The organism is Streptomyces sp. NPDC056734 (assembly GCF_042790455.1).
GTDB lineage: Bacteria > Actinomycetota > Actinomycetes > Streptomycetales > Streptomycetaceae > Streptomyces.
Map to the genome: position 1 here is coordinate 148,228 of NZ_JBHTZD010000006.1, position 24,436 is coordinate 172,663.

Here is a 24,436-nt window from a genome sequence, read left to right on the forward strand (position 1 = left end):
CGGAGCTGGTGCGCCGGAGGGCGGGCGCGGATCCCCTCGGCGGGTTCCCCGACGGCCGCCCCAAGGCGGCATCCTGCCCGCTCGGCCCGGGGTGGGATCGCCGCGGTGCGGGCGGTGTCGTCAGTGCCCCGTGGAGACGGGGTGCGCGGTGTCCGCCAGCCGTGCCGCCGGTGCGATCGCCACCCCCACCGGCAGCACGGTCGCCGCGAGGGCCGCGGACACGATCAGCGCGGCGACCGGCCTGCTGGTGCGCCGCGGCGCCGCGCTGATCAGCCGCCGGATCCGGCCGGCCGGGTCGGCGCCCGTGAGCGCGGGAAGACCGCCGCCGAGACCCCCATTGACGCCCGGCGCCGAGGACATCTCCAGCAGGGCCTTGGCGACCGTGCGGCGGCCGTGCCGGTGGGCCGCCTGGTCGTCGGCGGCCATCTCGGCGAGGCGGCGGACCTGTCCGGCGTATCCGCGCAGCAGGCCCGTCCAGCCGAGCGCGGCCGTGAGGATGTCGGCGGCGAGGATCGAGCGGTGGTGGCGCAGGCGCAGATGGGCCCGCTCGTGTTCGAGGGTGGCGGCGAGTTCGGCGCCGGAGAGCAGTTCGAGGGCGGCACTGGTCACGACGATGCGTGAGTCGCGGGGCGAGCCGGGGATGCAGAAGGCCGCCGGGGCGTGGTGGCGCAGCACCCGGACCGGTGGCCCGGCGGTGCGCCCGGCGGGCGCGGCAGGGGGGAGTGGGGACTCACCCTGTCCGCCATACGGGCCATACGCTCCATAGGGGCCATAGAGGCCATAGGGGCCATGTCCCGCCTGGGCGTCCGCGGTCAGGCGGTAGCGGTCGCGGTCGTGCCGCAGGCGCAGTGAGCGGCGCAGGGTGAGGGCGGACAGGGTGCCGGCGCCGAGCGCGAGGGCGAGGAGGGCCGCCTCGGCGATGCCTGTGGCCTGCCAGGCGCCTCCGTAGGCGTCGTGGACCTGGTGCATGTCGGCGTGGAAGACCCACACCATGATGTGCTCCCACAGGTCATGGGCGGTCAGGACGAGGGCGACGGTCAGCGAGACGAGCAGTCCGGCCGCGCAGGTGTGCCAGGCGTGCAGCGCCGCCTGCGGGAAGCGGCTCGTCCAGCGGGCCCGGGCGAGCAGACGGGTGGCGGGGCCGCCGAGCAGCAGGGCATGGCCGAGCAGGGCGGCGATGACGAGCACGGCGGCCTCAGCGCTCCGGCACCGGACGCGTGACCGCGTCGTCCCCGGCTCTGTCGTCCCCGGCGCTGTCGCCGCCGGCTCCGCCGTCCTGCGCCCCGTCGTCCTGCGCCGCGTCGTCCCCGGGCAGCGCGTCCAGCGCCTGGCGCAGCGCCGCGGCCTCGGAGGCGTCGAGCCGCCCCGCGAACCGCAGCAGCGCGCCGGTGCGGTCGGCGGAGGAGTCGAGGGCCTGCGCCATGAGCTGGGCGGAGTAGTCGTCGGCGGTCCGCGTCGCGCGGTAGCGGAAGGAGCGGCTGACCTTCTCCCGGGTCAGCCATCCCTTGGTGCGCAGGCGTTCGGTCACCGTCATGACGGTGGTGTACGCCAGGTTCCGGCCTTCGGCGTCGAGGGCGTCGGTGATGGCGTGAATGGTGACGGGTTCCTTGTCCTGCGCCGCCCACAGCACCCGCATGATGTCGGCTTCCAGCTCGCCGAATGGCCGCATCGTCCCCGCACCGCCCCTTGTCGTGCGCCGCCCGCGCTCCCGCGCCCGGCTCCCGCCGGGAGACTCTACCCGCGGTCGAACTCCCCTCTCTCGTAGAAATCCTACCCGTTATAGAATTTCTACTGCCTGTAGTACTTTCGTGGGCACGAGGCCCGTCCCTTCACCCCCGAGGAACAGCGCAGTGATCCGTTTCGCCCGCACAGGGCCGTCGCTAGTGATGGCGGCGCTCCTGTTCACCACGGCCTGCTCGGCCGCGGCGGACACCGGCTCGACGTCGAGCCGGAGCGAGAGCCCCACCCGGACCCAGAGCCCGACGCCCCCTCCACCGCCCTCGGCGGACGCCGTGGTGCGGGCCGTCCCCGACGACCAGTGGCAGGAGATGCGGGACGCCGGGATGGTCCGGACGGGCTGCCCCGTCACCTCCCCCGACCAGCTCCGCCGCGTCGAGATCAACCACTACGACTTCGACGGAGAGATCCAGCGCGGGGTGCTCGTCGTCAACGCCGACACCGCCGAGAGCTTCGTCCGCATCTTCACCGCGCTCTTCGACGCCGAGTTCCCCATCCGGCAGATGAAACCCCTGGAGGAGTACGGCGGCGACAGCACCGCCAGCCTGGCGGCCGACAACACCGCCGCCTTCAACTGCCGCCGCGAGGACCAGATCAACGCCCCTGCCCTGGAGTCCCCGCACGCCAACGGCCGGTCCGTCGACATCAACCCCCTCGAAAACCCCTGGCAGGACCTGCGCTGCACCTGCTGGCAGCCCACGGCGGGCGCCGAGTACAGCGAGCGCACCGAGGGCCCGGGCAAGATCCTCGAAGGCGGCCTGGTCTGGCGGACGTTCATCGCCGAGGGCTGGATCTGGCAGAACATCGATGTGCCGGACTACATGCACTTCGACACCGGATACCCGTCGAAGCCGTACGGCGGACCCGGCGCGGCACCGTCGGCGACGACGGGTGACGGCACCGCCCCGGCTCCCTAGGGCATCACCGGCATCACCGGCATCACCGGCGAGGTGGCGGCTCAGGGCCGGGGGCCACGCGGGCGGGGCGGCGTGGGGCCGGGCAGGCTCTTGGCGTACAGGAGGAAGCGGTGGCCGTCCGGGGTGCGGGTGTCGCCGTCGGGGTACCAGCCGCGCCGCTCGTAGTAGGGCCCGGCGCCGGCGGCACCGGCCGCGGTGACCAGTGAGATCCGGTCGCACCCGGCCAGTACGGCGAAGTCGGTGAACCGCTCGATCAGCACACCCCCGATACCGAGCGAGCGGGCCCGCTCGGACACGGCGACATGGGAGAGGACCGCGCCACGGACGGGGCGCGGATGCAGAGAGCCGGTCCCGGCGCCGGTGCCGGTGTCGATGTCGATGCCGGAGACAGGGTCGGGCCCCGGCGTCCGGCCGGGGACGGCCTCTTCCCCCGGCCGCAACTTACGTACGTACCGGCCCAGTCGTGTCCGTACGAAGCGGGCGGCGACCGTGGGGCGGACGGCGAGCGCGGCCAGGCCCCGCAGTGCCAGCCCGAGCCCATGACTGCGCAGCAGGTGACGGCGGTGCAGTGCCGGGTCGATGACGCCGACGAGATAGCCGACGGGTTCACCGTCCAGCTCGGCGACGAACCCGGTGGCGTGCGGGCTGGTGAGGTGGGTGCGGGTGTACGCGGTCAGGAACCCGCGCCCGAGGCGGGCGAAGAAGCCGCCGGGAAAGTGGCGGAGGTGCTCACCGACGACGTACGGCAGATGCCGGGTGTCCATGAACCGTACGGCGATACGCGGTTCGGCGGTGGCGGGGGCAGTGCTCGGCAGCGCAGAAGCGCGAAGGTCGGCGTCCACCCCCTTAAATTACTACGACGTGTAGAAATAAATCTACTACGGGGGGTAGAAAATGAGCGGCCGATGGCGGCTCCGTCATGTCCCGTCGTGTCCCGTCGAGTTCCTGCCATGCCGTTTTCCGCCAGCGGAAAGCATTCACCCGCTTTGGTCCGCCAACTCATGGTGAGGCACCTGCATCTGCGGATCTCTCAAGGAGCACGATGGACAGACCCACCACGCTGCGGCTGGCTGCCGCCGCGGCTCTCGCAGCGCGCGAGCGCGTGCGGGCGATGACCCTCGGCAACCTCGCCGCGGACGGGCACAAGATCGTCGACGGATTCTTCGAGGCGCTGGCCCGCGGCGTCCGGTACCAGGTGATCTACGGGACCCATGTGCTGCGCGACCCGAACGCCCTGCGGATGGTGCAACGGTGCGTCGAGGCGGGCGAGGAGGCCAGGGTGTTCCCGCACATCCCCATGAACATCGCCATCGCCGACGACCGCTGGGCACTGGTGACGGTACGGGCGCCGGGCGCCGGCGGGCCGGGAACCGCCGCGGTGGTCGTCCACGACTCCCCGTTCCTGGCGGGGCTGGCGGCGTACTTCGAGACCTTCTGGCGGATGGCCGTACCCATCACCTCCGGCACCCAGGCCGACGACGCGGCCTCGGACGAGGCGAAGCAGCTCCTCACCTACCTCGGCGCGGGCCTCACCGACGAGGCGATCGCACGCGAGATGGGTGTCAGCGAACGGACGATCGCACGGCGGATCAGGGGCTCCAGGAACTGCTGGGCGCCCAGACCCGGTTCCAGCTGGGCCTGCAAGCGGTCCGCCGGGGCTGGCTCTGACCGGGTCCAGGGCCTTGCCCTGGCGAACGGCCGCCGGTGATCGCGCCGTTCGGGCCGTCGGGCCGGTGCGATGACCGGCCCGACGGGTGTCTCCGGGTACTTCCAGGTACTTCCGGTACTACTGGTGCTACTGGTGTGTCAGTGACGCCAGTTGATGCCAGTTGATGTCAGTGGTGTCGTGTGCGTCGCTGACGGCTGACGAGGACCACTGTCGTGCCCGCGCCGAGCAGTACGGCGACGAGGGCGAGGACGCCTCCGATGCCGGACATACCGGTTTCGGCGAGGCCGCCGCCGCCCGGGCTGTTCGGTGCCGGGATATTGGGCGCCGGGGCCGTCGGCTGGGTCGGGGTCGGGGAATCGGTCGGGGTCGGGGTCGGGGACGGGGATTCGGATGACGTCGGGGTCGGCGTCGGGGTCGGGGACGGGGATTCCGGCTCCGGGATGTGCACACCGGCGTCGATCGTGTGATCGACCCCTCCGGGTGCGGCCGGCGCGGTGACCGGGGCGTAGCCGTTGCAGAGCGGGCCGGTCGTCGGCGGGGTCACATTGGAGTCGTGAACCTCGTCGTCACCGGCGCGCGGCAGTGTGAACCGCAGGTCGGCGGCGTCCGGCTGGCCCGGCACCTCGCTGGTGTCCGCCGTGCACACATCGAACTGCACGGTGTACTCGGCGCCCGGCGTCAGCTCGTACTCCGCGCCGACCCCGCCGAAGTAGTACTCACCGGCGGCATCGGTCGTGGTCGTGGCGACCTGCTCGCCCTCGGCGTCCAGCAGGTTGATCGTCGCACCCGGCAGCAGTACGTGCCCCGGGTCCTGGAGGCCGTTGCGGTCACCGTCGTACCAGACCACATTGCCGATCTGGATCGGTGCGTTCGCCGCGGCGTACGCGATGTCGCCGAGGCCACCGGCCTTGCCGAACCCGCCCTGGTACGGGCCGACGAACTCGTACGCGTTGTTGACCGGGTCGTTGCCGGGGCCGAGGCCGGTGGCGACGTCGTAGTAGCCGGTCCCGCTGGTGACGACCTGGCCGGCCGGGTCCATCTGGGTGCTGACGACCCACTGCTGCTGCGGGATGTAGGCGACCGACCCGAGGGCGGACTCCTGGTGCGGCCCGGGCTGGGTCGAGGAGCCGCCGTTCGGGAAGAAGTCACCCGGGAAGTACTCGACGACGCTGTCGGCCTGGACCCCGTCGAGGGCCGGGTCGGTGGCGTGGTCGGGGCAGCTTCCGGTGCCTTCCCAGTCGTAGCCGCCGTCGGGCCTGGCACAGGCCATGTTGATGTCACCGCCGGCCATGCCGCTCTGCGGTGTGTCGTTGCCCGGCCTCGGGTCCAGGCCGCCCCAGCTCACGACGTCCATGAACCGGTCACGGAAGCCGAGGATCAGCGAGCCGTCACGGGCGAAGGCGATACTCGCCAGCGCAGGCTGCGGGTTGATCATCGGACCTTCCAGGCTGAAGCTGTCCCAGTCCTCCAGGTCGGTGTTCCACGGGTTCCAGTGCGTGGCCTGGTCGTACTGTTCACGGCCGACGAGCACGGCCCCGCGCTCGAAGTCCAGCGGCTGGGACAGCACGGTGGTGAAGTCCTCGCCGTCAAAGGTGGCGACGACGGCCTTGAGGTCCGCCCGGTCCTGTGTGCTCTCGGCGCTGCACACACCCCCGACATACAGTTTGCCGTCATGGGCCGCCACGCTGAACGGACGCCAGTCGTCGTCCGCCGCGCAGCCCGGGTCGGGGATCGGCACGGTGTCCTCGGGCGCCGAGGCCGTGGGCCCCGTCGCGTCGAAGCTGACCAGGCTACGGGTGAGCAGATTCACCGCGTACAGGGTCGAGCCGTCCTCCGACAGGGCCAGGCCGCCGATGCTCTCCTTGCCCGGCGCGTCGGTGAACCCGGCGTCCTTGATCAGATTGCCGGTGTCGTGCGGTGTCTCCGTGGCGTCCGGCACCGTCGCGAAGAGGGTCGGGGTGCCCCCGTCGACGGGCTGGATGTAGATCGCGTCACCGCCATCCGGCCCGTACTCGGTGTACCTGCGGGCGAACGACGACTGGAACAGCTGGTCGCGGTACTGGTCGTAGGCCAGCCCGTAGGTCGTACCCACCTGGTCCTGGGTGTTGAGGACGTCCGGGCACGCGGCCGGATCGGGGCAGATGCCCCGGGCGTCCGTCCCGAACGCCACCAGCGCCCGGGTGTCCGTCCCGCCCGCGCCGTTCTGGATCGGTACGAAGTACCGGGTGTCGGGCAGCGCGTAGTCGGCCGGGTTCCAGACCCCGGTGGTCACCGAGTCGTCCTTGCCGTCCGAGACGTCCACGAACGTGGTGAAGCTGTCGAAGTGGTTCGGCTCGGTCGACGCGGGCGCCGGCCCCAGATAGTCGCTGTAAGGCGCCGGGACGGTGACATCGACCCGGTACTTGCCGCCGGTCAGCTCGCTCGTCGGCGGCACGACGACCCTTCCGGTGACATCCGTGACACCGGTGACACTGTTGCCCTCAAGGTCGATGACATCGACCTGCATTCCCTGCTGGGGCACATCCATGGTCGTGTTGATCACGCCGGTGCCGAAGAAGTCCCGTAGTACCTCGACGGTCAGGGTGCCGTCAGGGGCCGCGGCTCCGGCCTGCCCGGCGCCGGTCAGGATCGTGCCCGCGCCGCCCCCCACCACCAGCAGGCCGGACAGGCCCATCCGCACCAGTACACCTAGTTGCATAACGCTCCTTTACCTCGTCCTAAGCTTACGCAAATCCAGCAACTTCCGCGCAGAGACTACAGTTGACGGCTCGTCATGTCCGGCGGGGGTGGAGTTTGGGGGCGCTCGTACGGGAACTGGGGGCGCTCGCGCGGGAGCTGTTACGCTCGCGCCGCGTGCGGAGCATGTGGAGCAGCAGAGCGCGCGGCAGCAGCGCGGGGCGCGTCAAGGCGCGGGGAATCGACACCGAGCGGCGTCGCCGGTGGCCGCGACCAAGGTGGGCAGCAGCCGTCGTCCTCTGCCTCGCGGCAGCCGCGACCAGCGCCTTCGTCCTCCTCGGCGACGGCGATGACCCGGCCGCGCCAAGGGCGTTGACCTCGGACGAGGTGAACCGGCTGGCGATCACGCGCTTCCTCAACTACCAGGCGGGCGGCCGGGCGGTGACGATCACGGTGCCAAACGTCACCGGCGGGCTGGTCATCACCGGATCCATCGACTACCGCACCCACACGGGGTACGGGGTGGTGCGCGGGACCGGGCGCGACACGTCCAGCGACGGGCTGATCCAGTGGACGGCCACCACCGTCCTCGTCCATCCCCTGGCGGACCCGCCGGCGGCCGCACCGGCGGCACCGCCCGCGTCCGGCTGGGTCAGCCGTCCGTTGCAGACATCCGGTATGACGCTGGACAGCGCGCTGGCCATCGCGCTCGACCTCGGCAGCGACCGGCCGGACAACGCGGCGCTGCTGCCGCAGAACGGCGCCGCCTGGGTCGGGCGGGAGGAGGTGCGCGGCCGGCCGACGGACATCATGAACGGGCCGCGCGCCGAGGCCGAGGCCAGTGCCGATGCCGATGGCGACACCGGCGGCGCTGATACCGCACAGACCGTGCGCTACTGGATCGGCTCGGACGGCACCATGTACCGGGTCGAGGCCGCCATCGCCTCCGCGCCCCAGCCGGTGGTCTTCGACTTCGACACCCAGGAGTACGTCCCCGTCCAGCCGCTGCCCGGAGCGACACCGACGCCGTAGCAGCCCCTCATGAGTTCTGCACCTGTGCGTTGTCGGCGAGCAGCGACGGCGACGGCAGCGCGATATCGGCGACGACCGGCAGCACCGGAACGTCCGGTACGACGGTGGCGCCGGCCGTGCCGGCCTCCGGGAACTCCGGCTGCGGGCCGGGCGCGGCCACCTCGGTGAACGGGATGCCCGCGGGCGCCACCGGACCCTGCCAACTGCCGGAGGGTGTAGGGGAGGTGGCGGTGACCGGGCAGGCGGCGCTGGACGCGATCCCCGCGGGCACGGTCGTCCGAAGCTCGTTGCCCTCCAGGCAGTTGCCCTGTCCCTGGGTGGCGGTGGGGAACGTCCAGCCGATGTCGATGCCGTTGCCGGTGAAGGTGTTGTCCGTGATCCGGTTGCCGTCCGCCGTCAGGTCGGCGGTCGCGGTGATCACCAGCCCGGCGTTGGTGTTGCCGCTGACCCGGTTGCGGAGGAACTGGTTGTCGCTGCCGCCGTCGATGCCGATGCCGATGCCCCAGCCGCCGTCGGCCTGTTCGGGGGTCAGCTCCTGCTGGTTGTCCGCGATCAGGTTGCCCGCGACGACGACATCGCGCTGCGGGAGCAGTTTCTCCTGGTGGTCGGAGTTGGTGGTCAGTCCGACGCGGTTGCCGACCAGACGGTTGCCGACCACATACATGTCACCGCTGGCGTTGGTGCCCTCGTAACCGACCGCGTTGAGTTCGGAGACGTTGTCGCGCACGACGATCCGGCACGGCCTGCACTGGCCGACGTAGATCCCCGAGTCCGCCCCGCCCGAGGTGTAGGAGTGCTCGATGACGCCGTTCTGCGCGGAGAACGCGTAGATGCCGTAGAGGCCGTTGCGGGTCGCGGTCACATGGGACACCAGGAACGACTCCAGGAGGCTGACGGGTTCGTCGCCGGTGTCGTAGCCGCCGCTCCCCGGCAGTGCGGTGACCGCTGCCGCGGAACCGGTGACCAGCACCCCGTTGTGCGTGTTGTTCCGCACGGTCAGGTTCTCCACGGCCACCCCGGGCGCCGTGACGACCACACCGTTGGGCCGCCGCACCTGTCCGTCGATGATCACCTCGGCCCGGGACTCGCCGCGCAGAGTGATGCGCTCCGTGTCGATCTGCACCGACTCGTGGTACACCCCCGGAGCCACCAGTACCAGGTCACCGGGTTGGGCCAGGGACACCGCGTCGGAGATCGTCGGGGCGTCGCCGGGCACCCGGATGGTCACCTGAGCGCCGTCGGGCCGCCGCCCTTCACTGCTGCCGTCACCGCCATCACCGCCACCGCCGCCGCTACAGCCGGTGATCAGTGTCAGTGCGCCCAGGGCAGCCGTCATCACGCGAAGAGCCAATCGAGACATGATCCCAGTCTGGCACGGTGCCGACGTCTGCTCGGGGCGTCGAACTCCCGGTGGCTCGGCGGGGGTTGGGTGGCGGGCGCAGGGGTCGAGCGGCGGGCGAGGGACGGTTGTGGCACTGTACGCATCATGCACCGCGCCGACCGCCCCCCGTCCCGCCGCGCGTTCCTCGACATCACCGGCGCCACGGTGGCCGCCGGTCTCCTCGCCGGGTGCTCAGGGGCCGATGGGGACTCAGGCAGCCCCGCCCCTTCCCCTTCCGGGTTGGGGACGCCCAGGCCGGTCGAGGTGACGGGCCGGCATCAGGCGGGCGTGACGCTTCCCGGGACGGCCCAGCCCCATCTGCTGGCCCTGGTGGCAGACGTCGGTGCCACGGTGGCGCCCGGCCCGTTGCTGGCCGAACTCGGCGAGGCCATCCGTGCCATCGCCGCCGGGTCCGACCCACGGCTGCTGGGCCTGTCCCCGGGCGATGTGACCGTGACCGTCGGCGTCGGCCCACGGCTGGTACGGGCGGCCGGTGCCACACTGCCCGGCGCGGCCGACCTCCCGGCGTTCTCCCGAGAGCGGATCACCGCCCAGGCACGCGGGGGTGATCTGCTGATCCAGATCTGTGCCAGTGACGCACTGCTGGTACCGGTCGTCGCCGCCGCGCTCCTGGACGAGGCCGGCGACCGGGTGCAGGAGCGCTGGCGGCAGTTCGGGCGCCGGGGTACGGAGGTGTCGGTGGCGGAGGGCCGTACCGCACCGCGCAATCTGCTCGGTTTCATCGACGGCATCGTGGGCCCGCACACCACCGCCGAGCAGGAACGTGACCTGTGGCTGGCCGGCCCCTCCGAGGTCGCCGACGGCACCCTGGCCGTACTGCGCCGCATGGAACTCGACCTGACCCGGTTCGCGGCCCTGTCGGTCGCCGAGCAGGAGGCGGTCTTCGGCCGGCGCCGGGCCAGCGGCGTACCCCTCTCGGGCGGCGGCATCGACTCGGCCCCCGGACTCGGCGCCAAGACACCCGACGGGCGCTATCTCGTCCCCGTGGACGCCCACGTCCGCAGGGCGAACCCCACGGTGGTCGGCGTCGGCCATATGCTCCGCCGCTCCTACAGCATCGACGACCCGGCCCCCGGCCTGCTCTTCATCAGCTTCCAGAACGACCTGCGGACCTTCACGGCCACACTCGCCCGCATGGACACCTCCGACGCGCTGCTGCCCTTCACCACCACAACCGCGAGCGCGACGTTCCTGATCCTGCCCGGCTACGACGAGGGACGCCCGCTGGGTTCCACGCTGTTCGGCTGATCCGGGGTCACTGCATGGGACGCGATGGAGAGCGACCGACCGGTGGTCGTCCGTTCATGCTTCACCGCGATCTCAGTCGTCGTGCGGCGTGTCCGCCCAGAAGGTTCGGGCCCTGCCCAGGATGTGCCTGGCCGCATCCCCGTACTCGGCCCCCGCGCGCAGAAGGTCGAACACCTTGTGGTGGAGGGCGACTTCCGCCTCGTCCGTGATGTGCAGCCCGGAGGAGACCAACTCCAGGCTGACGGTGTCGCCCTCGCCGTAGATTCCGAAGGCTGGTGCCGGGAAGATGGCCAGTCTCGCCGCGGTGGGGATGATGCCCAGTGCGAGGGAGGGCAGTTCGACGTCACGCAGCAGTCGGTCGATCTGCCCCCGCATGACCTCGGGGCCGCCGATGTTCGTATAGAGGGCCTGTTCGCCGAGGATGACGTCGTAATGGTGCTCGCCGTCGTGCAGGACCTGCTGCCGTTCCATCCGCTTGGCGACTCCCGCCGCGACGTCATCGGGAGTGCCGTGAAAGGCGACGACCTGCTTCAGGATCACGGTGGCGTATGCCTCGGTCTGAAGCGTGCCCCAGATCATGGCGGGTACGTACGCTTTCCCTTCCTTTGTACGCTGGTACCACCCGATCACGTCGTCCTGGACGGCTTCCGTGCCGGCGGAGAGACGCTCTTGCCAGGGTACTGATCTGTTCACCCTGTTCCTTTCACACGCGCTGCTGGTCTGAGGTGCGGGGGTGCGGGGGTGCGGGGATGTTAGGCGGCAGGCAGCAGTGCCAGGACCGTGGACTGGACGAGTTGGGCCGCGGCGAGGAGGCCCGGGATGCCTCCGCTTCGTTCGACGAGGTTTCGGAGGATGTAGCGCAGGGTGCGCGGATCGCGTTCGGGGTCGTCCAGCTGTGGGGCGATCATGTCGAGGTCGCGCAGTGCGGCGTCCACGTCGGGGTGCCGGCCGCGTAGCGCTTCCAGGCGGCGCCGCAGGTCGTCAATGCTCTCGTGTGCCCGGTCGAGGGCCTCGTTGGTGGTGTTGTTGTTCTGGGTGGCGTTGTGCGAGAAGGGTGCGGCTTGGGCCGGGCCGGTCAGATGGCCGGAGTTGATGATCCCGAAGTTGGGGCCGCTCGGGGTGGGGTCGGGCTGTCGGCGGATGGGCATGCGTGGCTCCTGGCGGATGAGCGGGTGAGTGGGTGAGCGGGCGGGTCAGTTGGTCATGGAGGCGTCGGCCGAGAAGGGCGCGGCCTGGACTGGGCCGGTCATGTTGCCGCCGTTCATGACGCCGAAGTTGTAGATGGCGGTGGACTGCTGGCGGTAGGCGGCGATGTCGACGTTGTGGTCGCGGAGGAAGATCTCGGTGGAGTCGAAGACCCGGCGCTGCATCATCTGCACGTAGTAGCGGGCGTCGTCGTGGGTGTGCATGTCGTCGAGCCGGCGGACGCTGTAGACCTCGCGGAGGCTGACCGGTCCGCTGCCGGGGTCGAGTTCGGGGCGGACCCGGGCCTCGTGGCGTATGAGCCGGTGGAGGCCGACGCAGACGTCGGCCAGGGCGTTGAACGCTGCCCGGCCCAGCCATGTCCATGTGCGTGGGTTGGCGGGGCCGAGACCCGCGACCGCGGGGTTGAGGGGGCCCATGATGTGCGGGCGGACGGTGACGCGCAGGAAGCCGCCCTCGTAGGCGAAGTGGACGAGGATCGCGGCGATCAGGTCGCCGTTCCACGCGGTGACGCGCGCCCAGATGTAGCGGCGGGCGATTTCGCCGGCGGGCCTGGCGCCGGCCTTGTCCACGGCGAGGGAGTGCAGGCTCCGCCAGGTCTCGTCGTCGATCTGGTCCCAGCGCCTGTGGTGAATGCCCGAGATCCCGACGACCTGGACACGCAGCTTCGGGTGATCGCGGTGGTGGGAGGGCGCCGGGTCAGTCAGGCGCCGGGCGATGTAGGAGTGCAGTTGGTCCGAGGTGAAGTGCTTCATCGGCTTACGGGCCACCGGCTTGCTGTGCTTCTCCAGCGCCTCCAGCACTGCCCTGGCGACCTCGGTCAGATCGGGGCGATCGGATCGCAGCCCTGGCGAGCCGGTGCCCCGCAGCGGATCGGCGTCGTGGTCGTCGTCGTCCTGATTCTCGGGCGCGGACTCGACGTCGATGCCGATGACGGCCTCGTGCCATGCCTGGAGGCCCGCGCCGATGAACCGGTGCCGGTCGGGGGTGGTGGGGCGGCGCTCGAAGACGTACGGCAGTGCGTGGGCCTGAACCGTGGTCGGGGGCGCGGGCAGCTCTCCGGCCAGCAGTGCGTTGAGGCGGCTCTGGGCGACGTAGCGTTCCACCAGGTGGACGCCCCAGAGCCCCGCGAGCGACGACAGAGCCGCCCAGCCCAGGGTGAGGCCGCCAGCGCCGGCCTGCCAGACGATGACCGCGACCACGGCGATGACGGCGCTCCGGCGTCTGCGCATGTGCCGGATCGCCCTGTCGCACGCGTGTACCACCGGTTCCTGGTGAAAGCCGTAGACCGGCACCGGCCGCGTCTGCCGCTTGATCCGGCGGCGGACCCAGACGGCATAGTCCTCACCCAGCACCACGGCGGGGGGCGCGGCCTCCGCCGAATCGATGGCCTCGTCGGCCTGCCGCACGGGGAAGAGCCACCGAAGACGCTCCCTCACCGCGGCCTTCAACTGCGTCCACCACTGCGCCAGTACAGCGCGAAGCGCGCTCAGCCAGTCACTCCGGGCGAAGGCGGCAGCACTAAGCCGACGGGTGATGCCCTCCGTGTAGACCCGCTGATCAATCACCTCTCGCCCGTCGCCCGTCGCCCCCAAGGGCACCGCGGGCACTGAGAACACCGACTGGTCCTCGGTGTATGCCAAATTGCCACTCTCCGTATCTCCAAGCGCCGGCCACGACGACGGTCCGTGACCAGCACAGAGGAGAATCGTCCTCGGTGGACGAGAGCGTCGCCACCCCACAAACCGGCGCAAAGTGGGTGCGAGGATGATGTGAGGGCACAATGACCGAAAGTGGCCTCCTGGCAGAGGTCAAGAGGCTCCGGCTCTTGGTCGGTTTCGGGGAACCCGCCTGATCCTGCGTGATCCGAGACGCCCGGCGTCGGTGATCCCCGCAATGCTGCTTGTGGGTCCGGAAGGGGTACCCCGTGTGCGCATTGGACACACGGAGGACATGCCACCTCTGAATTGGACTAGACAACAAAGAACCCCCGGGCCAAGGACCTGGGGGTTCATCATGGAGCGGGTGACGAGAATCGAACTCGCGCTCTCAGCTTGGGAAGGGCGACGGCGCTTGGGTGGCCGCAAGAGGGGCGACCTGCGGGGACGCACCGCGTCGAGGAAGTCGCGTAGCTCCGGTCACACCGTCTTTGGCTGTGGCTGACCGCACTTGTGGGCATGCTGTGGGCGCGGCTTCGAAGTGCGGCTGGTGTGAGTGCCCGAGAACAGGCTCTGCGCTTGGCCCGGCTGGTCCGCATACCCGACGCACGCGATGTGCGTCGCCCGTGCGCAGCCCCTTGGCGGGGTGCTCGCTTCTGACTTACTTGCCTGTTTCGGGGCCGTACCACTGCAGGGCCTGCCCGGTGACGGCGGCGATGCATTCGAAGTCCCGGTCGCGGTGCAGGAGCGTCAGTCCTTGCAGCTCGGCGGTGGCGGCCACGATGAGGTCCACCGGTCCGGCGCTGCGGTGCTGTCCGCGTTGGGTGAGGAGTTCTTGGACCTGCCACGCGCGGTCGTAGGCGCGGTCGTCGACCGGTACCCAGCCGAAGAGCAACCGCATGTTCTCGACGCCTTGGGCGCGGTCGGCGGCCGAGCGCGCGCTGAAGAAGAACTCCAGCTCAGTGATGGGGCAGGTGGCGATGAGTCCGACCGCCGCCGCCTGGTCCCAGCCGTACTGCTCGGCGTCACCGCGGAGCAGGCGGGCGAGGGCGCTGGTGGCGATCAGGAACTGTGCCGCGTTCACCGACGGTAGCTTTCCTTGTCCTCGAACAAGCTCAAGTCGAAGCCACCCTCGTCCGCCGCCGCCCGCAGGCGGGTGAGCGCCAGAGCGCGCCGCCGATTCTCCAGTACCTCGCGCAGTGCGGTGTTCACCGTCTCCTTCTTGGTGAGGGTGCCCAGGGCCTTGGCCACGTCTGCGACGAGCTGGTCGTCTAGGTCGATCACGGTGCGGGTCATCGATCGATACCTCCTTAGGTATACAGATACCCATCAAATATATACGACCCTGCGGCCTGGTGGTCGGGGGGGGTGTCTCTATGTCCTTCGTCAAGGATGGGGTGCCGAGTGTGTAGTGGTTTGGGATGGTCATGTGGCGAGGGTGACGGAGGGGGTTCTTGGCTCGTAGAAGGTGGTGTCCGGTGTTGTCCGGGAACGGCGGGCTGAGGGCTCGGACCGTGCGAACCTCTCGCTCAGCTACGTCAAAGAGCAGTTCAGCGCCGTGCTGCGATGGGGGCGGCTTGCCGCCTCAAGAAACTCGCGCCCTCCGCGTGCCCACTTGTCGACGGCGGGACGCCCGCGAAACGCAGCGACGGCTCATCAGCAGGCAGGCCCCAAGTCGCTGACCTGGGGCGTTATGAAGAACGGGTGACGAGAATCGAACTCGCGCTCTCAGCTTGGGAAGCGACGGTGCTTGGGCATCCACATGATCGCTGACCTGCATAGATTCGTCGTGTCACCGCAGGCGTGAGTGCTTGGCGGCTCCACTGTTGACCGTGGTTCTCCGCTTTGAAGGGCACACCTGGGCACGACGGCGTGAGGTGGACGAGTGCCGTGCCTGGGTTGCCTTCTCCGTGCTAGGGGCTCGTCGACGTGTAGGTCGACAGAGGGGGCGCCGCGACTGCACATGGACGCAGGTCCCCCACCCTGGTTTGCAAGATCACAAAATGCCGGTTCTACGCTGCAGACTTTGATCTCCATGTCGGGCAGCCTGGTGCCCAAGGCGGTGGGCGCGGCACGATACCGCGACTCAAGATCGAGAGATGTACCTCTCCAGGTAAGGACCTCAGCCTTACTGGCGAGGACCCTGTTGCCCGAGGTGAGGAGGCAGCCTGATGGGGTGGATCACCGTGGGATGGAGCGCCGCCGTGGGACTGTTCGTGATGCGCGTGCTGCTCCGCCAGGTGCGAGAACTCCTGCTGGATGTGGGTGCCCTTGTTCACACGTGGCGTGAGCTTCTTCGTGTGGTGAGAGATTCGAGACCTCCCCCGGGGGCGGTGGTCCATGAGGGAGTCATGCTGGCGGCATCAGTGCTGGAACAGTCAACTTGCTGCCATTTAAGGAAATTTTCAAACTCTTCCTGCTGGTGTCGAAGGGAGTCGTCTTGAGTTGGGCGATCAAGGTCACCGATGAGTACGCGGAGTGGTCCCGGTAGCTGATCAAGGAGCACCTCGGTTCTGCCTCCCAGGTTGCCCAGGCCGTTGCCGCGCTGCGTGACGCTGGTCCAACTCTGGGCCGTCCTCTTGTGGACCGGCTGAAGGGATCGGACCTGCACCACCTCAAGGAGCTGAGACCGGTATCGGGTGGCCGGTCCGAGATTCGGATTGTCTTCGCCTTTGATCCGACTCGTTCGGCCCTCCTGCTCCTCGGCGGCGACAAGGCGGGAAACTGGGATCGTTGGTACCGCGACAACATTCCTCTGGCTGAACAGCTCTATCGCGACTACGCCGGTGACACGGAGGACTGAGGAGTAGACATGCCCAAGAAGGCCCCGCAGGACTGGGAGACCCTGGAGCAGGAGCTGTACTCGGCCGGTGTGGATCCCGCTGAGGTGGAAGCTGGTTCGCGTCGTCTGCTGGCGGAAGCTCGTGGGCATCAACTCGCCGAGGCGCGCAAGCAGTACAGGTTGGCCCAGAAGGACGTGGCTGCCGGCATGGGTGTGAGCATCGCTCGGGTATCCCAGATCGAACATGGCGAGGTAGCCACTCTCGATGTCATCGCACGTTACGTCGAGGCGCTCGGCGGCAGGTTGGACCTGGTTGCCGACTTCGGTGATCACACGCTGCGGATGCCGGCAAGTGGTGATCAGGGCAACGCGGCGCCGTAGCCTACCCAAACGTGGCCGCGAAAACAGCAGGTCAGCGTACACGCTGCGATGAGGAGCAGACGCCCGCTCGCCTCAACCAAGCACTCGTGCCCACGGCGTGCCCAATCTTCGAGTGTGTGGTGGAGCGACAGACACTGGAAGACCGGTAGAGCAAAAGTAGCCCCAGGCCGCTGACCTGGGACTACTCTTTGGAGCGGGTGACGAGAATCGAACTCGCGCTCTCAGCTTGGGAAGCTTGGGTTTCTTGGCCGTGGTTGCCGGGCTGACCTGCGGCGGGGCAGTGATGGGGTCCTGCTCCCACCTGTGGCCAATCCCCGCTATTCCCCGTGATGCCCCGCAGGATCTGGCACGCGAATGGCACGGGCTTTTGCCTCGTACGTCACTTGGCGGAGCTGCGCCGAGAGTGCCTGATCCTCAGCCGACGACAGTCAGCCACGACGGCGGGTGCGTCGACCGATCGCGCACGCGTGTGCCTCGTCGCACCCCCACCGGCCTTGGCCACGCTGCCGTGTCATCGACGAGAGAAGTTGCGCTGGCGGAAGCGTGGCGGCGACATTTTGAGTACGGAGCCTCTGTGACCCGAAGCGCGAAGCGCACGTACTTGAGCCGGGGGACTCATTCGCGCTGTCAGTGACGGCGCGCGCCTGCCAGCTGCCGAGCTAGAGGGAGCCGTGATGGCCGACTGTGAGCGACGTTTGTCGGCGGAGCACCTGCGTTCCCCAGCGTCCTGGAGCCGGAAACGATGCCCACCTCAGCGGGTGCGGGCGTGCCCGGAGTCAATGTCCGCCAGAGGGTGCCCGTTGTGGTGACGGCGCTGGGCGCCTGACACGGCAGGTGCTATGTCCAGAGGAGTGAGCGGACCTTAGAAACATCTGGACAGAGCGTGGCATGATCGTGTATCAGGTCAGCCATTGGACTTGGCGGAGAGCGTAGGTGGGGACGGATGACGAGCGGTGACCTCTTGATCGGCCTGGATGAGCAAGCTGCTGCTGAGCAACAGATTGTTGAACAATCTAAGCGCATCGACTTTTACATCACTGAGTACACAGTCGAAATCCTTGCTAACAAGATGCGGGCGAACGAATACTTCGTACCTCACTATCAGCGAGAATTTACGTGGGAGCCTGAGCGGAAGTCAAAGTTCATCGAGTCTGTAATCATGGGATTGCCCATCCCGTTCGTCTTCTTCTACGAGATGGAAGACACTGGAAAACTGGAAGTCGTCGACGGTTCTCAGCGACTGCGCACCCTGGAGGAATTCATCCTGGGTGACTTTCGCCTCGGGGAGCTGGACCAGCTCTCGCATATTTCTGGCTTCAGGTTTTCAGATCTTCCTGAATCTCGACAGAGGAAAATCAAGAACAAGTCGATTAGGGGAATTGTTCTAAACGAGCATGCCGACGAAGCTGCTCGCCTTGACATGTTTGAGCGCATCAACACCGGGAGTAAAATCGCAAATAAGGCTGAGGTAAGGCGAGGGGCGCTGGCTGGCCCGTTCCTGGACCTGGTAATCGAACTTGCAGATTCCCCGCTCCTTCACTCTCTGGCTCCGATGAGTAAGAAGCAGAAAGATGAGCGCGGATATGACGAGTTGGTGACGCGGTTCTTCGCCTACGGAGACGGGCTCGATGAATATAAGGATCGCCCGGCAGACTTCATGTTCGCGTATGCGAAAAAAATGAACTTGGCCTTCGCTACTGACTCGACTCTTTCGATCTCTTACGCGCGCCGTTTCCGAGAGGCACTGGAGTTCGTCGATAGGGTTTTTCCCTACGGATTCCGGAGGTCTTCTAGCGGCAGGGCGACACCTCGCACACGATACGAATCCATTATTCTCGGATCGTATACGGCAATGCAGGAACGTCCTGAGATTAAGGACTTTGGACGTGAAAGGTTCAATGTCGACGAGTGGCTCACGGGGGAGGGTTTCGTAAAAATCACGGGATCTGACGGGGCGAACGCGCGCTCACGTCTGGAGGGGCGAATCAAGTTTGTTCGCGAGAAGTTGGTGGCAGCGTGAGTACCACGGACCTCTTTCCCTTCTTCGAGGAGCGATTTAGTGAGGTTGATTCCTATATCGATCTTCTCGAAAAAGTCGAAGAGGCTACTCAGAGCGGAATTCCTCGCATTGCCGTATCGGATTACCGGATCACGGCTCAGCAGCAACGCATTCTCTACTCTAGTGTTTACCTCCAGCTCTACAACCTCGTTGAAGCCACTATGGCGAGATGCGTAAACAAGCTAGCTGAAGCTACATCGGCGGGAGAGACGTGGCAGCCCCACCAGCTCAACGATCACCTCTTGCAGGAATGGGTTAGGTCAACCGCCCGTACACACGCCGATATGTCTGCGCCTAGTCGGCTTAAGCACGCACTTGAGATGAGCACGCATATTGTGCAGCAACTTCCCATCAAGCCATTTATCATAGAAATGGGTGGCGGAGGTAATTGGGATGATGAGGTAATCTACAAGATGGCCGAGCGGTTGGGCTGTCCCTTGGCGCTAACCGTAACGACACAAGCCAGTGTCAAGCGGAAGCGGCGTGACGGACTGGGGCCGCTTCAGTTGGTGAAGAGCCGGAGGAACGGCCTAGCGCACGGTTCGATCTCCTTCGTCGACTGCGCGGATGGCGTGGTGGTACGCGAGTTGCGCGAGACGGCACAATGCGTAGAGGCGTACCTACGTGAAGTGATTGCATGCTTTAAGCAGTACATCGATTCTTACAATTTTCTCCGACCAGATAGTAGGCCCAGCGGTGGTACGGCATGAGTGAAGATCCTCCCAACATTTCAGCTGTTGATCTTTTTTGTGGTGTCGGGGGACTCACTCACGGTCTGGTGCGAAGCGATATCAATGTTACGGCAGGCGTCGACCTGGATCCGCATTGCCGTTATCCGTTCGAGGCCAACAATTCGGCGCCCTTTATCGAGCGCGACGTTAAGGATCTCAAGGCTAGTGATCTTGAGCCGTACCTCTCCACGGGTAGATACTCGCTCCTCGCAGGCTGCGCTCCGTGTCAGCCGTTTTCCACCTACAGTCAAAGTGGGCGGAGCAAGAAGCGTGGAATGGATTGGCGGCTGGTTCAAAATTTCGGCTCCCTCGTAGCCGAACTTCAACCCGATCTTGTCACAATGGAGAACGTGGTCCAATTGGCGGACCATGAAGTGTTTTCAGAGTTTCTCGAATCTCTGAAGGGCTACTCTGTGAGTTGGGCAAAGGTCGAATGCGTGAAATTGGGTATCCCGCAGGCGCGCAAGAGGCTCGTTCTTTTGGCCTCGAAGCTCGGCAGTCACGGTTTGGACCTAACGCCACAGTTCGTTAATTCACCGCGTACGGTTCGCGAGGAGATCGGTAAGCTGCCAGTGATTCCGGCTGGGGGTCAGCATTCCAGAGATCCGCTTCATACTGCTTCATCTCTGAGTGAAATCAACATGAAGCGCATAAGGGCTTCTCGGCCTGGCGGCACGTGGCGTGATTGGGATCCTGAACTGATTGCAGAATGCCATCGGAAAGAGACGGGATCGACCTACCCTAGCGTTTACGGACGCATGGAGTGGGATGCACCAGCTCCTACCATTACCACTCAGTGCTTTGGGTACGGAAACGGGCGCTTCGGGCACCCTGTGCAGGATCGTGCAATCTCTCTCCGGGAAGCGGCGATGTTGCAAACCTTTCCCCGGAATTACAAGTTCCTCAAGAGAGGCGAGCAGGTCACCTTCAGTCGCCTGGGACGGATGATTGGGAATGCTGTTCCCGTCCGTCTTGGAGAAGTGATCGGTCAGTGCCTCATGGATCATGTGCGGGCCTTTGAGCTGGGTGACGCACACCATGCAGAGGCCAGCATGCCGGAACAGATAGGTCGCCTTTTCTGATTTGCAAGCTGCGCAAGGTGGTCGGCGGAGCGGCTTTGGGGTGGCGCTGCTTTGGCGCGAGTGATCATGGCCCCGTAAGCTTCCGGCGCGTCGGGCAGGTAGTGGATCTGCCCGGTAAAGCACGATGTTGGGGCCATGATCTTCGAGGCTCGCGCCAAAGTGGCTCCGTAAAGCCGTGGAGCCGGCCGCCCCAGCCACGACGTACCCCTTCTCTGGCGTCAGGTGGCTGATTGCTGTATGCGCGGCACGGGCGTCGGCCGGGCTGGAGCGGGGCGGAGACAGGAGCGCAGGACCGGCCGGGGGCCGTGCCGCGTGCGGGGAGCGGAGCGAGCCGCCTTGAACCAGTAGAGAAAGTTGTAACTCACCTGGGCGTGGGGGGCTTGAAATCGTGTGCGCAGGGTGGGAGTTCGACGTCTGGGCGGTGTGCGAGGGGCAGGAAGGTCACGGGTCGGATGGTCCAGGTGATGCGTGTGGTGGCGTTGGTGACTGTGACCGTGCAGGGTTGTTCTAGGAGTAGGGCCGTGCGTGTGTCTATGCGGCCGTGGTAGAGCCACTCCCACACCTCGTAGGAGGCGTCCGGGTCCAGGGCCGGTGAGATCGTGCGCAGTGCGACCGCTACCCACCTGTCCGCCTCCGGTGCCGTGTATGCGTCGAAGGATGCCCGGAGTGCGGGACGTGCGTCCGTCGTGAGGTCCTCGGTCCAGCACTCGCACCAGAAGCCGCGCTCCGATTTCGTGATCAGCACGAGTCCTCCGCTGCTTCAGGCGCTTCAGGCTCCGTGAAGAGTTCCGCAGTGACGGTGTGGCCGTGTTCGCTGTGGCGGACGACGACCCGGTGGGCGAGTGCGCTGACCATGTCCAGGCCCCGGCCGTGTTCCGCGTCGTCGTCCTGGTGCTCGACCTTGGGGGCCGTTCTCGTTCCCCCGTCGTCCGTCACCGACACCGCGACGATCTGCTTCGACACCGCAACGGCCAGGTGGAAGCCGCCGTGCTCCTGGCCGCTGGCCGTATGGAGGATGGCGTTCGCGCTCAGCTCGCTCACGATCAGTTCGGCGTCGTCTGCCAGGGGTGAGCTGCGCAGGATGTCGCGGGTCCAGCGGCGGGGCTGACCTCTTCGGGGAATCCTGGGCAGCTGAGTCCCCAGACCCTCGCACTACTCGTGCATACAAGTTCCTTCATGCTGGTAGGCCGCCATGTGCAGCGGGTTCGGGCTAGATGAGTTTCACCCCGTCGTGGGCGCGGACGGCCGGCGGGGATGTCGCGTCCAGCGCGTCTGTCACGCGGACCGCGTACGCCTCGTCGGCAAGCTCGGTGACTTCCTCGCGGGTGACCCAGCGCAGTGCGCGGGTCTCGTCACCGGTGGTGGGCGTGCCGTCGGCGGCCTCGCAGCGGAAGACCAGGGAGACGATCAGGGAGACGATCAGGCCCGTCATGTTCTTGTAGATGCCGGTCAGGGTCGCCGGAAGGGCGATCTTGATGGACGAGTTCGTCCAGTCCCGCACCGTGCAGCCGCTGAGGCGTCCGCGCACACGCCATGGGAGGGCTGCTGCCTGATGGCCAACAACAAGGGCAGACGACGCCGCTTCGGTGCGATCAGACGGCTCCCGTCCGGCCGCTATCAGGCGCGCTATCCGGGGCCGGACGGTGTCATGCGTCCCGCACCGGAGACCTTCGCCACGACAGCGGACGCTGACGACTGGCTCGCCGAGAAGCAGACCGAGATCCGGCGCGGTGAGTGGCGCGACCCGGAAGCGGGCTCCGTGAACTTCCGTGTCTACGCCGAGAAGTGGGTGGAGGAACGGGAACTGGCGCCCCTCAGCAAAGACCTGTACAACTACCTCCTCACCGACCACATCTTGCCTACCTTCGGCGAATCCGACCTGGACGAGATCGCAGCACCCTCGTCCGCGAGTGGCGTGCCGAGCGTCTTCGGACGACGAAGGCCAGGACGACGACCGCCAAGGCGTACCGGCTCCTCGAAAGCATCCTGGAGACGGCCGTCGATGACGACCTGATCAAGCGCAACCCGTGCCGGATCAAGGGCGCTGGGACGGAGAAGGCGGCCGAACGTCGTATCGCCACCGTCGCCCAGGTCGACGCCCTCGCCGATCAGCTCGGCCCTCGCTGGCGGCTCATGGTCTACCTCGGCGCGTACGGGCCTCTCCGGCCCGAAGAGCTGGCAGGACTTCGCCGCCGGGACATCGATGTCGACACGCTGAAGATCACGGTTCGTGTTGCCGAACCCGAGCGTACGAACGGTCGTCGTGCCCCCGGAGACACCAAAACCGAGGCAGGGACAAGGACCGTCCACCTCCCGGCATTCCTCCGCCCGGAGCTGCGCATCCATATGGAACTGTTCGCGGGCAAGGGGCCCGGCGGGCTCGTGTTCCTCGGTGAGAAGGGCGCTCCGTTCCGTCGCAGCTCCTTCGGCCGGAAGTGGCGCAAGGCCCGAACCGTCGTCGACGTCCCCGAGGGCTTCCGCTTCTACGACCTTCGTCACACCGGCCACACTCTCTCGACGCGTTCCGGCGCCACCCTCAAGGACACGATGGTGCGCGCCGGCCAGTCCTCCGAGAAGGCCGCGCTGATCTATCAGCACTCCGACGACGACCGACAGCAGGAAGTCGCTGCCGGACTCGACGCGACCGTTCGCAAGGCACGTCAGAAGGCGGAGACGGAGAAGCAAGTGCAGGGAGCTGCCGCCGTGCCAGACGACGACACCCTCGCTCCAGACAATCAGCGTTCTGGCACGAATCTGGCACGCGACCACTGATCACACCTACACAGCAAAAAGGCCCGGGTCTCTGACCTGGGCCTTCACTATGGAGCGGGTGACGAGAATCGAACTCGCGCTCTCAGCTTGGGAAGCGACGGCGCTTTGCGAGCTGCATCGCTCAGACGTGCGCGGACGGCGTTGCTCGGATGGTCGCAAGGTCCGGACGACACCACCACTCACCGTGGCTGCCCGCCCCTATGGGCACGCTACGGGCACATGGAAAGAAGCCGAGAGGCCAGAACGCGTGCCCCGGGGGCACAGTGCCGCAGTGGGCCCGGTCGGACTCCAGCCCGGGAATTCCTTTACGCCTGCACAGGCTCGGGCGGACCTGCCTCTCGGCATCGAGCCCCTGACGCTGGTTGTGGCGGGAGGTCACAGGCCAGTCCTTGCAACCTACTCCGTAGGGTGCCGCAGCAGGACGCCCGCCAACGCGGCGATCGCTCGTAGCACGTCAGGGATCGAAGCCGAATCAGCGCGGCCAATTGCCACGACCGCGATGAGCGTGAAGCTGACGACGATGCCGAAAGGGATGGCTGCCGCGCAGACCAGGAGATAGGCGGGACGGCTCAGCACATGGGGAATCCGACTACGGGTTCCCGTTCGACGGACGGCATCTCCTGGCGGCCTCCCACTTCCCGCGAAGAACACACCTTCAGTGAAACTCTTATTTTCATTTCCCATTCGATGCTCCTGTCGCACAGGGGTGCGGTCCGGGGATGAGCGGCGACCTGCTCTTGCGCAGAGCGACCGTACTGCACTGCGCGGGTGACAAGTGAGGCGAAACGCCGAGGGACACGTAACGCTTCCCAAGTTCCTGAAGGGGAAGGATTGCAGGGAATAGGAACGTAATCCCCGCAGGCGCGGGGAGCGGATGTCGCGTCGGATGTCACGTGACGCTTCCCAAGGGGGCATCCGGAGGTATCCGGAACGATAAACCCAATTTTCGCACCGCGCCATCATCCGCACTCGTCATCTCTTGACGGCACGCATGGATTCCCGCCCGGGCGAAGTGTCCCGCAAGTGCGGGAAGCAATACGCCTGGCATCTTACGCAGATTCCCCCGGAACTGTGCTGCCACCATGGA

At 67.1% G+C, this 24,436-nt stretch carries 20 protein-coding genes and 3 pseudogenes; 10 read left to right on the forward strand and 13 right to left on the reverse strand.

Going from position 1 to position 24,436, the window contains the following annotated elements; all coding sequences use genetic code 11:
• Window positions 1–120: 120 nt before the first annotated feature.
• Window positions 121–1,188, reverse strand: a complete 1,068-nt coding sequence (locus tag ACFRFC_RS11025) for a M56 family metallopeptidase (RefSeq protein ID WP_382680763.1) — start codon at window positions 1,186–1,188, stop codon at window positions 121–123.
• A 7-nt stretch (window positions 1,189–1,195) separates the two neighbouring features.
• Complete coding sequence (locus ACFRFC_RS11030; RefSeq protein WP_382680764.1) at window positions 1,196–1,669, reverse strand: BlaI/MecI/CopY family transcriptional regulator; 474 nt, start codon at window positions 1,667–1,669, stop codon at window positions 1,196–1,198.
• A gap of 181 nt (window positions 1,670–1,850) precedes the next feature.
• Between ACFRFC_RS11030 and ACFRFC_RS11035 the strand changes: the two genes are divergently transcribed.
• Window positions 1,851–2,654 carry a M15 family metallopeptidase gene (locus tag ACFRFC_RS11035; protein WP_382680765.1) on the forward strand — a complete coding sequence of 268 codons (804 nt, stop codon included), beginning with the start codon at window positions 1,851–1,853 and terminating at the stop codon, window positions 2,652–2,654.
• A 41-nt stretch (window positions 2,655–2,695) separates the two neighbouring features.
• On the opposite strand, the gene ACFRFC_RS11040 is transcribed toward ACFRFC_RS11035, so the two are convergent.
• On the reverse strand, window positions 2,696–3,496 hold the full coding sequence (locus ACFRFC_RS11040; RefSeq protein WP_382680766.1) for a GNAT family N-acetyltransferase: 801 nt from the start codon (window positions 3,494–3,496) through the stop codon (window positions 2,696–2,698).
• 200 nt (window positions 3,497–3,696) lie between these two features.
• On the opposite strand from ACFRFC_RS11040, the gene ACFRFC_RS11045 reads away from it, so the two are divergent.
• Window positions 3,697–4,362, forward strand: a complete 666-nt coding sequence (locus ACFRFC_RS11045) for a hypothetical protein (RefSeq protein ID WP_382680767.1) — start codon at window positions 3,697–3,699, stop codon at window positions 4,360–4,362.
• Between the two features lie 127 nt (window positions 4,363–4,489).
• Here the strand turns inward: ACFRFC_RS11045 and ACFRFC_RS11050 are convergent, their stop codons facing one another.
• Window positions 4,490–7,021, reverse strand: coding sequence for an SdrD B-like domain-containing protein (locus ACFRFC_RS11050; RefSeq protein WP_382680768.1), 2,532 nt, complete (start codon window positions 7,019–7,021; stop codon window positions 4,490–4,492).
• A gap of 164 nt (window positions 7,022–7,185) precedes the next feature.
• Between ACFRFC_RS11050 and ACFRFC_RS11055 the strand changes: the two genes are divergently transcribed.
• Window positions 7,186–8,031 (forward strand): hypothetical protein, encoded by an 846-nt coding sequence (locus ACFRFC_RS11055; RefSeq protein ID WP_382680769.1) that lies wholly within the window; start codon window positions 7,186–7,188, stop codon window positions 8,029–8,031.
• A gap of 7 nt (window positions 8,032–8,038) precedes the next feature.
• On the opposite strand, the gene ACFRFC_RS11060 is transcribed toward ACFRFC_RS11055, so the two are convergent.
• Window positions 8,039–9,391, reverse strand: coding sequence for a nitrous oxide reductase family maturation protein NosD (locus ACFRFC_RS11060; RefSeq protein WP_382680770.1), 1,353 nt, complete (start codon window positions 9,389–9,391; stop codon window positions 8,039–8,041).
• 126 nt (window positions 9,392–9,517) lie between these two features.
• Here ACFRFC_RS11060 and ACFRFC_RS11065 point away from each other — a divergent pair, with 126 nt between their 5' ends.
• Entirely contained in the window at window positions 9,518–10,681 is a 1,164-nt protein-coding gene (locus ACFRFC_RS11065) for a Dyp-type peroxidase (RefSeq protein WP_382680771.1), read from the forward strand.
• Between the two features lie 72 nt (window positions 10,682–10,753).
• Here ACFRFC_RS11065 and ACFRFC_RS11070 read toward each other — a convergent pair whose 3' ends face one another.
• The 5 genes from ACFRFC_RS11070 to ACFRFC_RS11090 form a co-directional block, all read right to left on the reverse strand.
• The gene (locus tag ACFRFC_RS11070; protein WP_382680772.1) at window positions 10,754–11,374 is read right to left on the reverse strand and encodes a DUF5753 domain-containing protein; all 621 of its coding nucleotides are present in this window, start codon (window positions 11,372–11,374) and stop codon (window positions 10,754–10,756) included.
• A gap of 59 nt (window positions 11,375–11,433) precedes the next feature.
• On the reverse strand, window positions 11,434–11,829 hold the full coding sequence (locus tag ACFRFC_RS11075) for a hypothetical protein (protein ID WP_382680773.1): 396 nt from the start codon (window positions 11,827–11,829) through the stop codon (window positions 11,434–11,436).
• Between the two features lie 45 nt (window positions 11,830–11,874).
• Window positions 11,875–13,503: a hypothetical protein gene (locus ACFRFC_RS11080; protein WP_382680774.1), complete on the reverse strand. Its 1,629-nt coding sequence runs from the start codon at window positions 13,501–13,503 to the stop codon at window positions 11,875–11,877.
• 700 nt (window positions 13,504–14,203) lie between these two features.
• Window positions 14,204–14,626, reverse strand: coding sequence for a PIN domain nuclease (locus ACFRFC_RS11085; protein WP_382680775.1), 423 nt, complete (start codon window positions 14,624–14,626; stop codon window positions 14,204–14,206).
• The gene (locus ACFRFC_RS11090) at window positions 14,623–14,838 is read right to left on the reverse strand and encodes a type II toxin-antitoxin system VapB family antitoxin (RefSeq protein WP_382680776.1); all 216 of its coding nucleotides are present in this window, start codon (window positions 14,836–14,838) and stop codon (window positions 14,623–14,625) included. The genes ACFRFC_RS11085 and ACFRFC_RS11090 overlap by 4 nt, the downstream gene beginning before the upstream one ends.
• 1,195 nt (window positions 14,839–16,033) lie before the next feature.
• Between ACFRFC_RS11090 and ACFRFC_RS11095 the strand changes: the two genes are divergently transcribed.
• The 5 genes from ACFRFC_RS11095 (at window position 16,034) to ACFRFC_RS11115 (ending at window position 20,577) form a co-directional block, all read left to right on the forward strand.
• Window positions 16,034–16,345 (forward strand): type II toxin-antitoxin system RelE/ParE family toxin, encoded by a 312-nt coding sequence (locus tag ACFRFC_RS11095; RefSeq protein ID WP_382681070.1) that lies wholly within the window; start codon window positions 16,034–16,036, stop codon window positions 16,343–16,345.
• Window positions 16,346–16,354: 9 nt separating this feature from the next.
• Window positions 16,355–16,705 (forward strand): helix-turn-helix domain-containing protein, encoded by a 351-nt coding sequence (locus tag ACFRFC_RS11100; RefSeq protein ID WP_382680777.1) that lies wholly within the window; start codon window positions 16,355–16,357, stop codon window positions 16,703–16,705.
• A 943-nt stretch (window positions 16,706–17,648) separates the two neighbouring features.
• Window positions 17,649–18,725 carry a DUF262 domain-containing protein gene (locus ACFRFC_RS11105; protein ID WP_382680778.1) on the forward strand — a complete coding sequence of 359 codons (1,077 nt, stop codon included), beginning with the start codon at window positions 17,649–17,651 and terminating at the stop codon, window positions 18,723–18,725.
• Window positions 18,722–19,474: an MAE_28990/MAE_18760 family HEPN-like nuclease gene (locus tag ACFRFC_RS11110; RefSeq protein ID WP_382680779.1), complete on the forward strand. Its 753-nt coding sequence runs from the start codon at window positions 18,722–18,724 to the stop codon at window positions 19,472–19,474. Before ACFRFC_RS11105 ends, ACFRFC_RS11110 begins: the two co-directional genes overlap by 4 nt.
• Complete coding sequence (locus tag ACFRFC_RS11115; protein WP_382680780.1) at window positions 19,471–20,577, forward strand: DNA cytosine methyltransferase; 1,107 nt, start codon at window positions 19,471–19,473, stop codon at window positions 20,575–20,577. Before ACFRFC_RS11110 ends, ACFRFC_RS11115 begins: the two co-directional genes overlap by 4 nt.
• Before the next feature lie 361 nt (window positions 20,578–20,938).
• On the opposite strand, the gene ACFRFC_RS11120 is transcribed toward ACFRFC_RS11115, so the two are convergent.
• From ACFRFC_RS11120 to ACFRFC_RS11130, 3 genes and pseudogenes are all read right to left on the reverse strand, one after another.
• Window positions 20,939–21,316: a hypothetical protein gene (locus ACFRFC_RS11120; RefSeq protein WP_382681073.1), complete on the reverse strand. Its 378-nt coding sequence runs from the start codon at window positions 21,314–21,316 to the stop codon at window positions 20,939–20,941.
• Window positions 21,316–21,755, reverse strand: a pseudogene (locus tag ACFRFC_RS11125) (ATP-binding protein). Before ACFRFC_RS11125 ends, ACFRFC_RS11120 begins: the two are co-directional and overlap by 1 nt.
• A 32-nt stretch (window positions 21,756–21,787) precedes the next feature.
• Window positions 21,788–22,060: pseudogene (locus tag ACFRFC_RS11130) on the reverse strand (NUDIX hydrolase); the annotation flags it as partial.
• Window positions 22,061–22,129: 69 nt separating this feature from the next.
• On the opposite strand from ACFRFC_RS11130, the pseudogene ACFRFC_RS11135 reads away from it, so the two are divergent.
• A pseudogene (locus ACFRFC_RS11135) lies at window positions 22,130–23,349 on the forward strand (tyrosine-type recombinase/integrase).
• Window positions 23,350–24,436 lie beyond the last annotated feature (1,087 nt).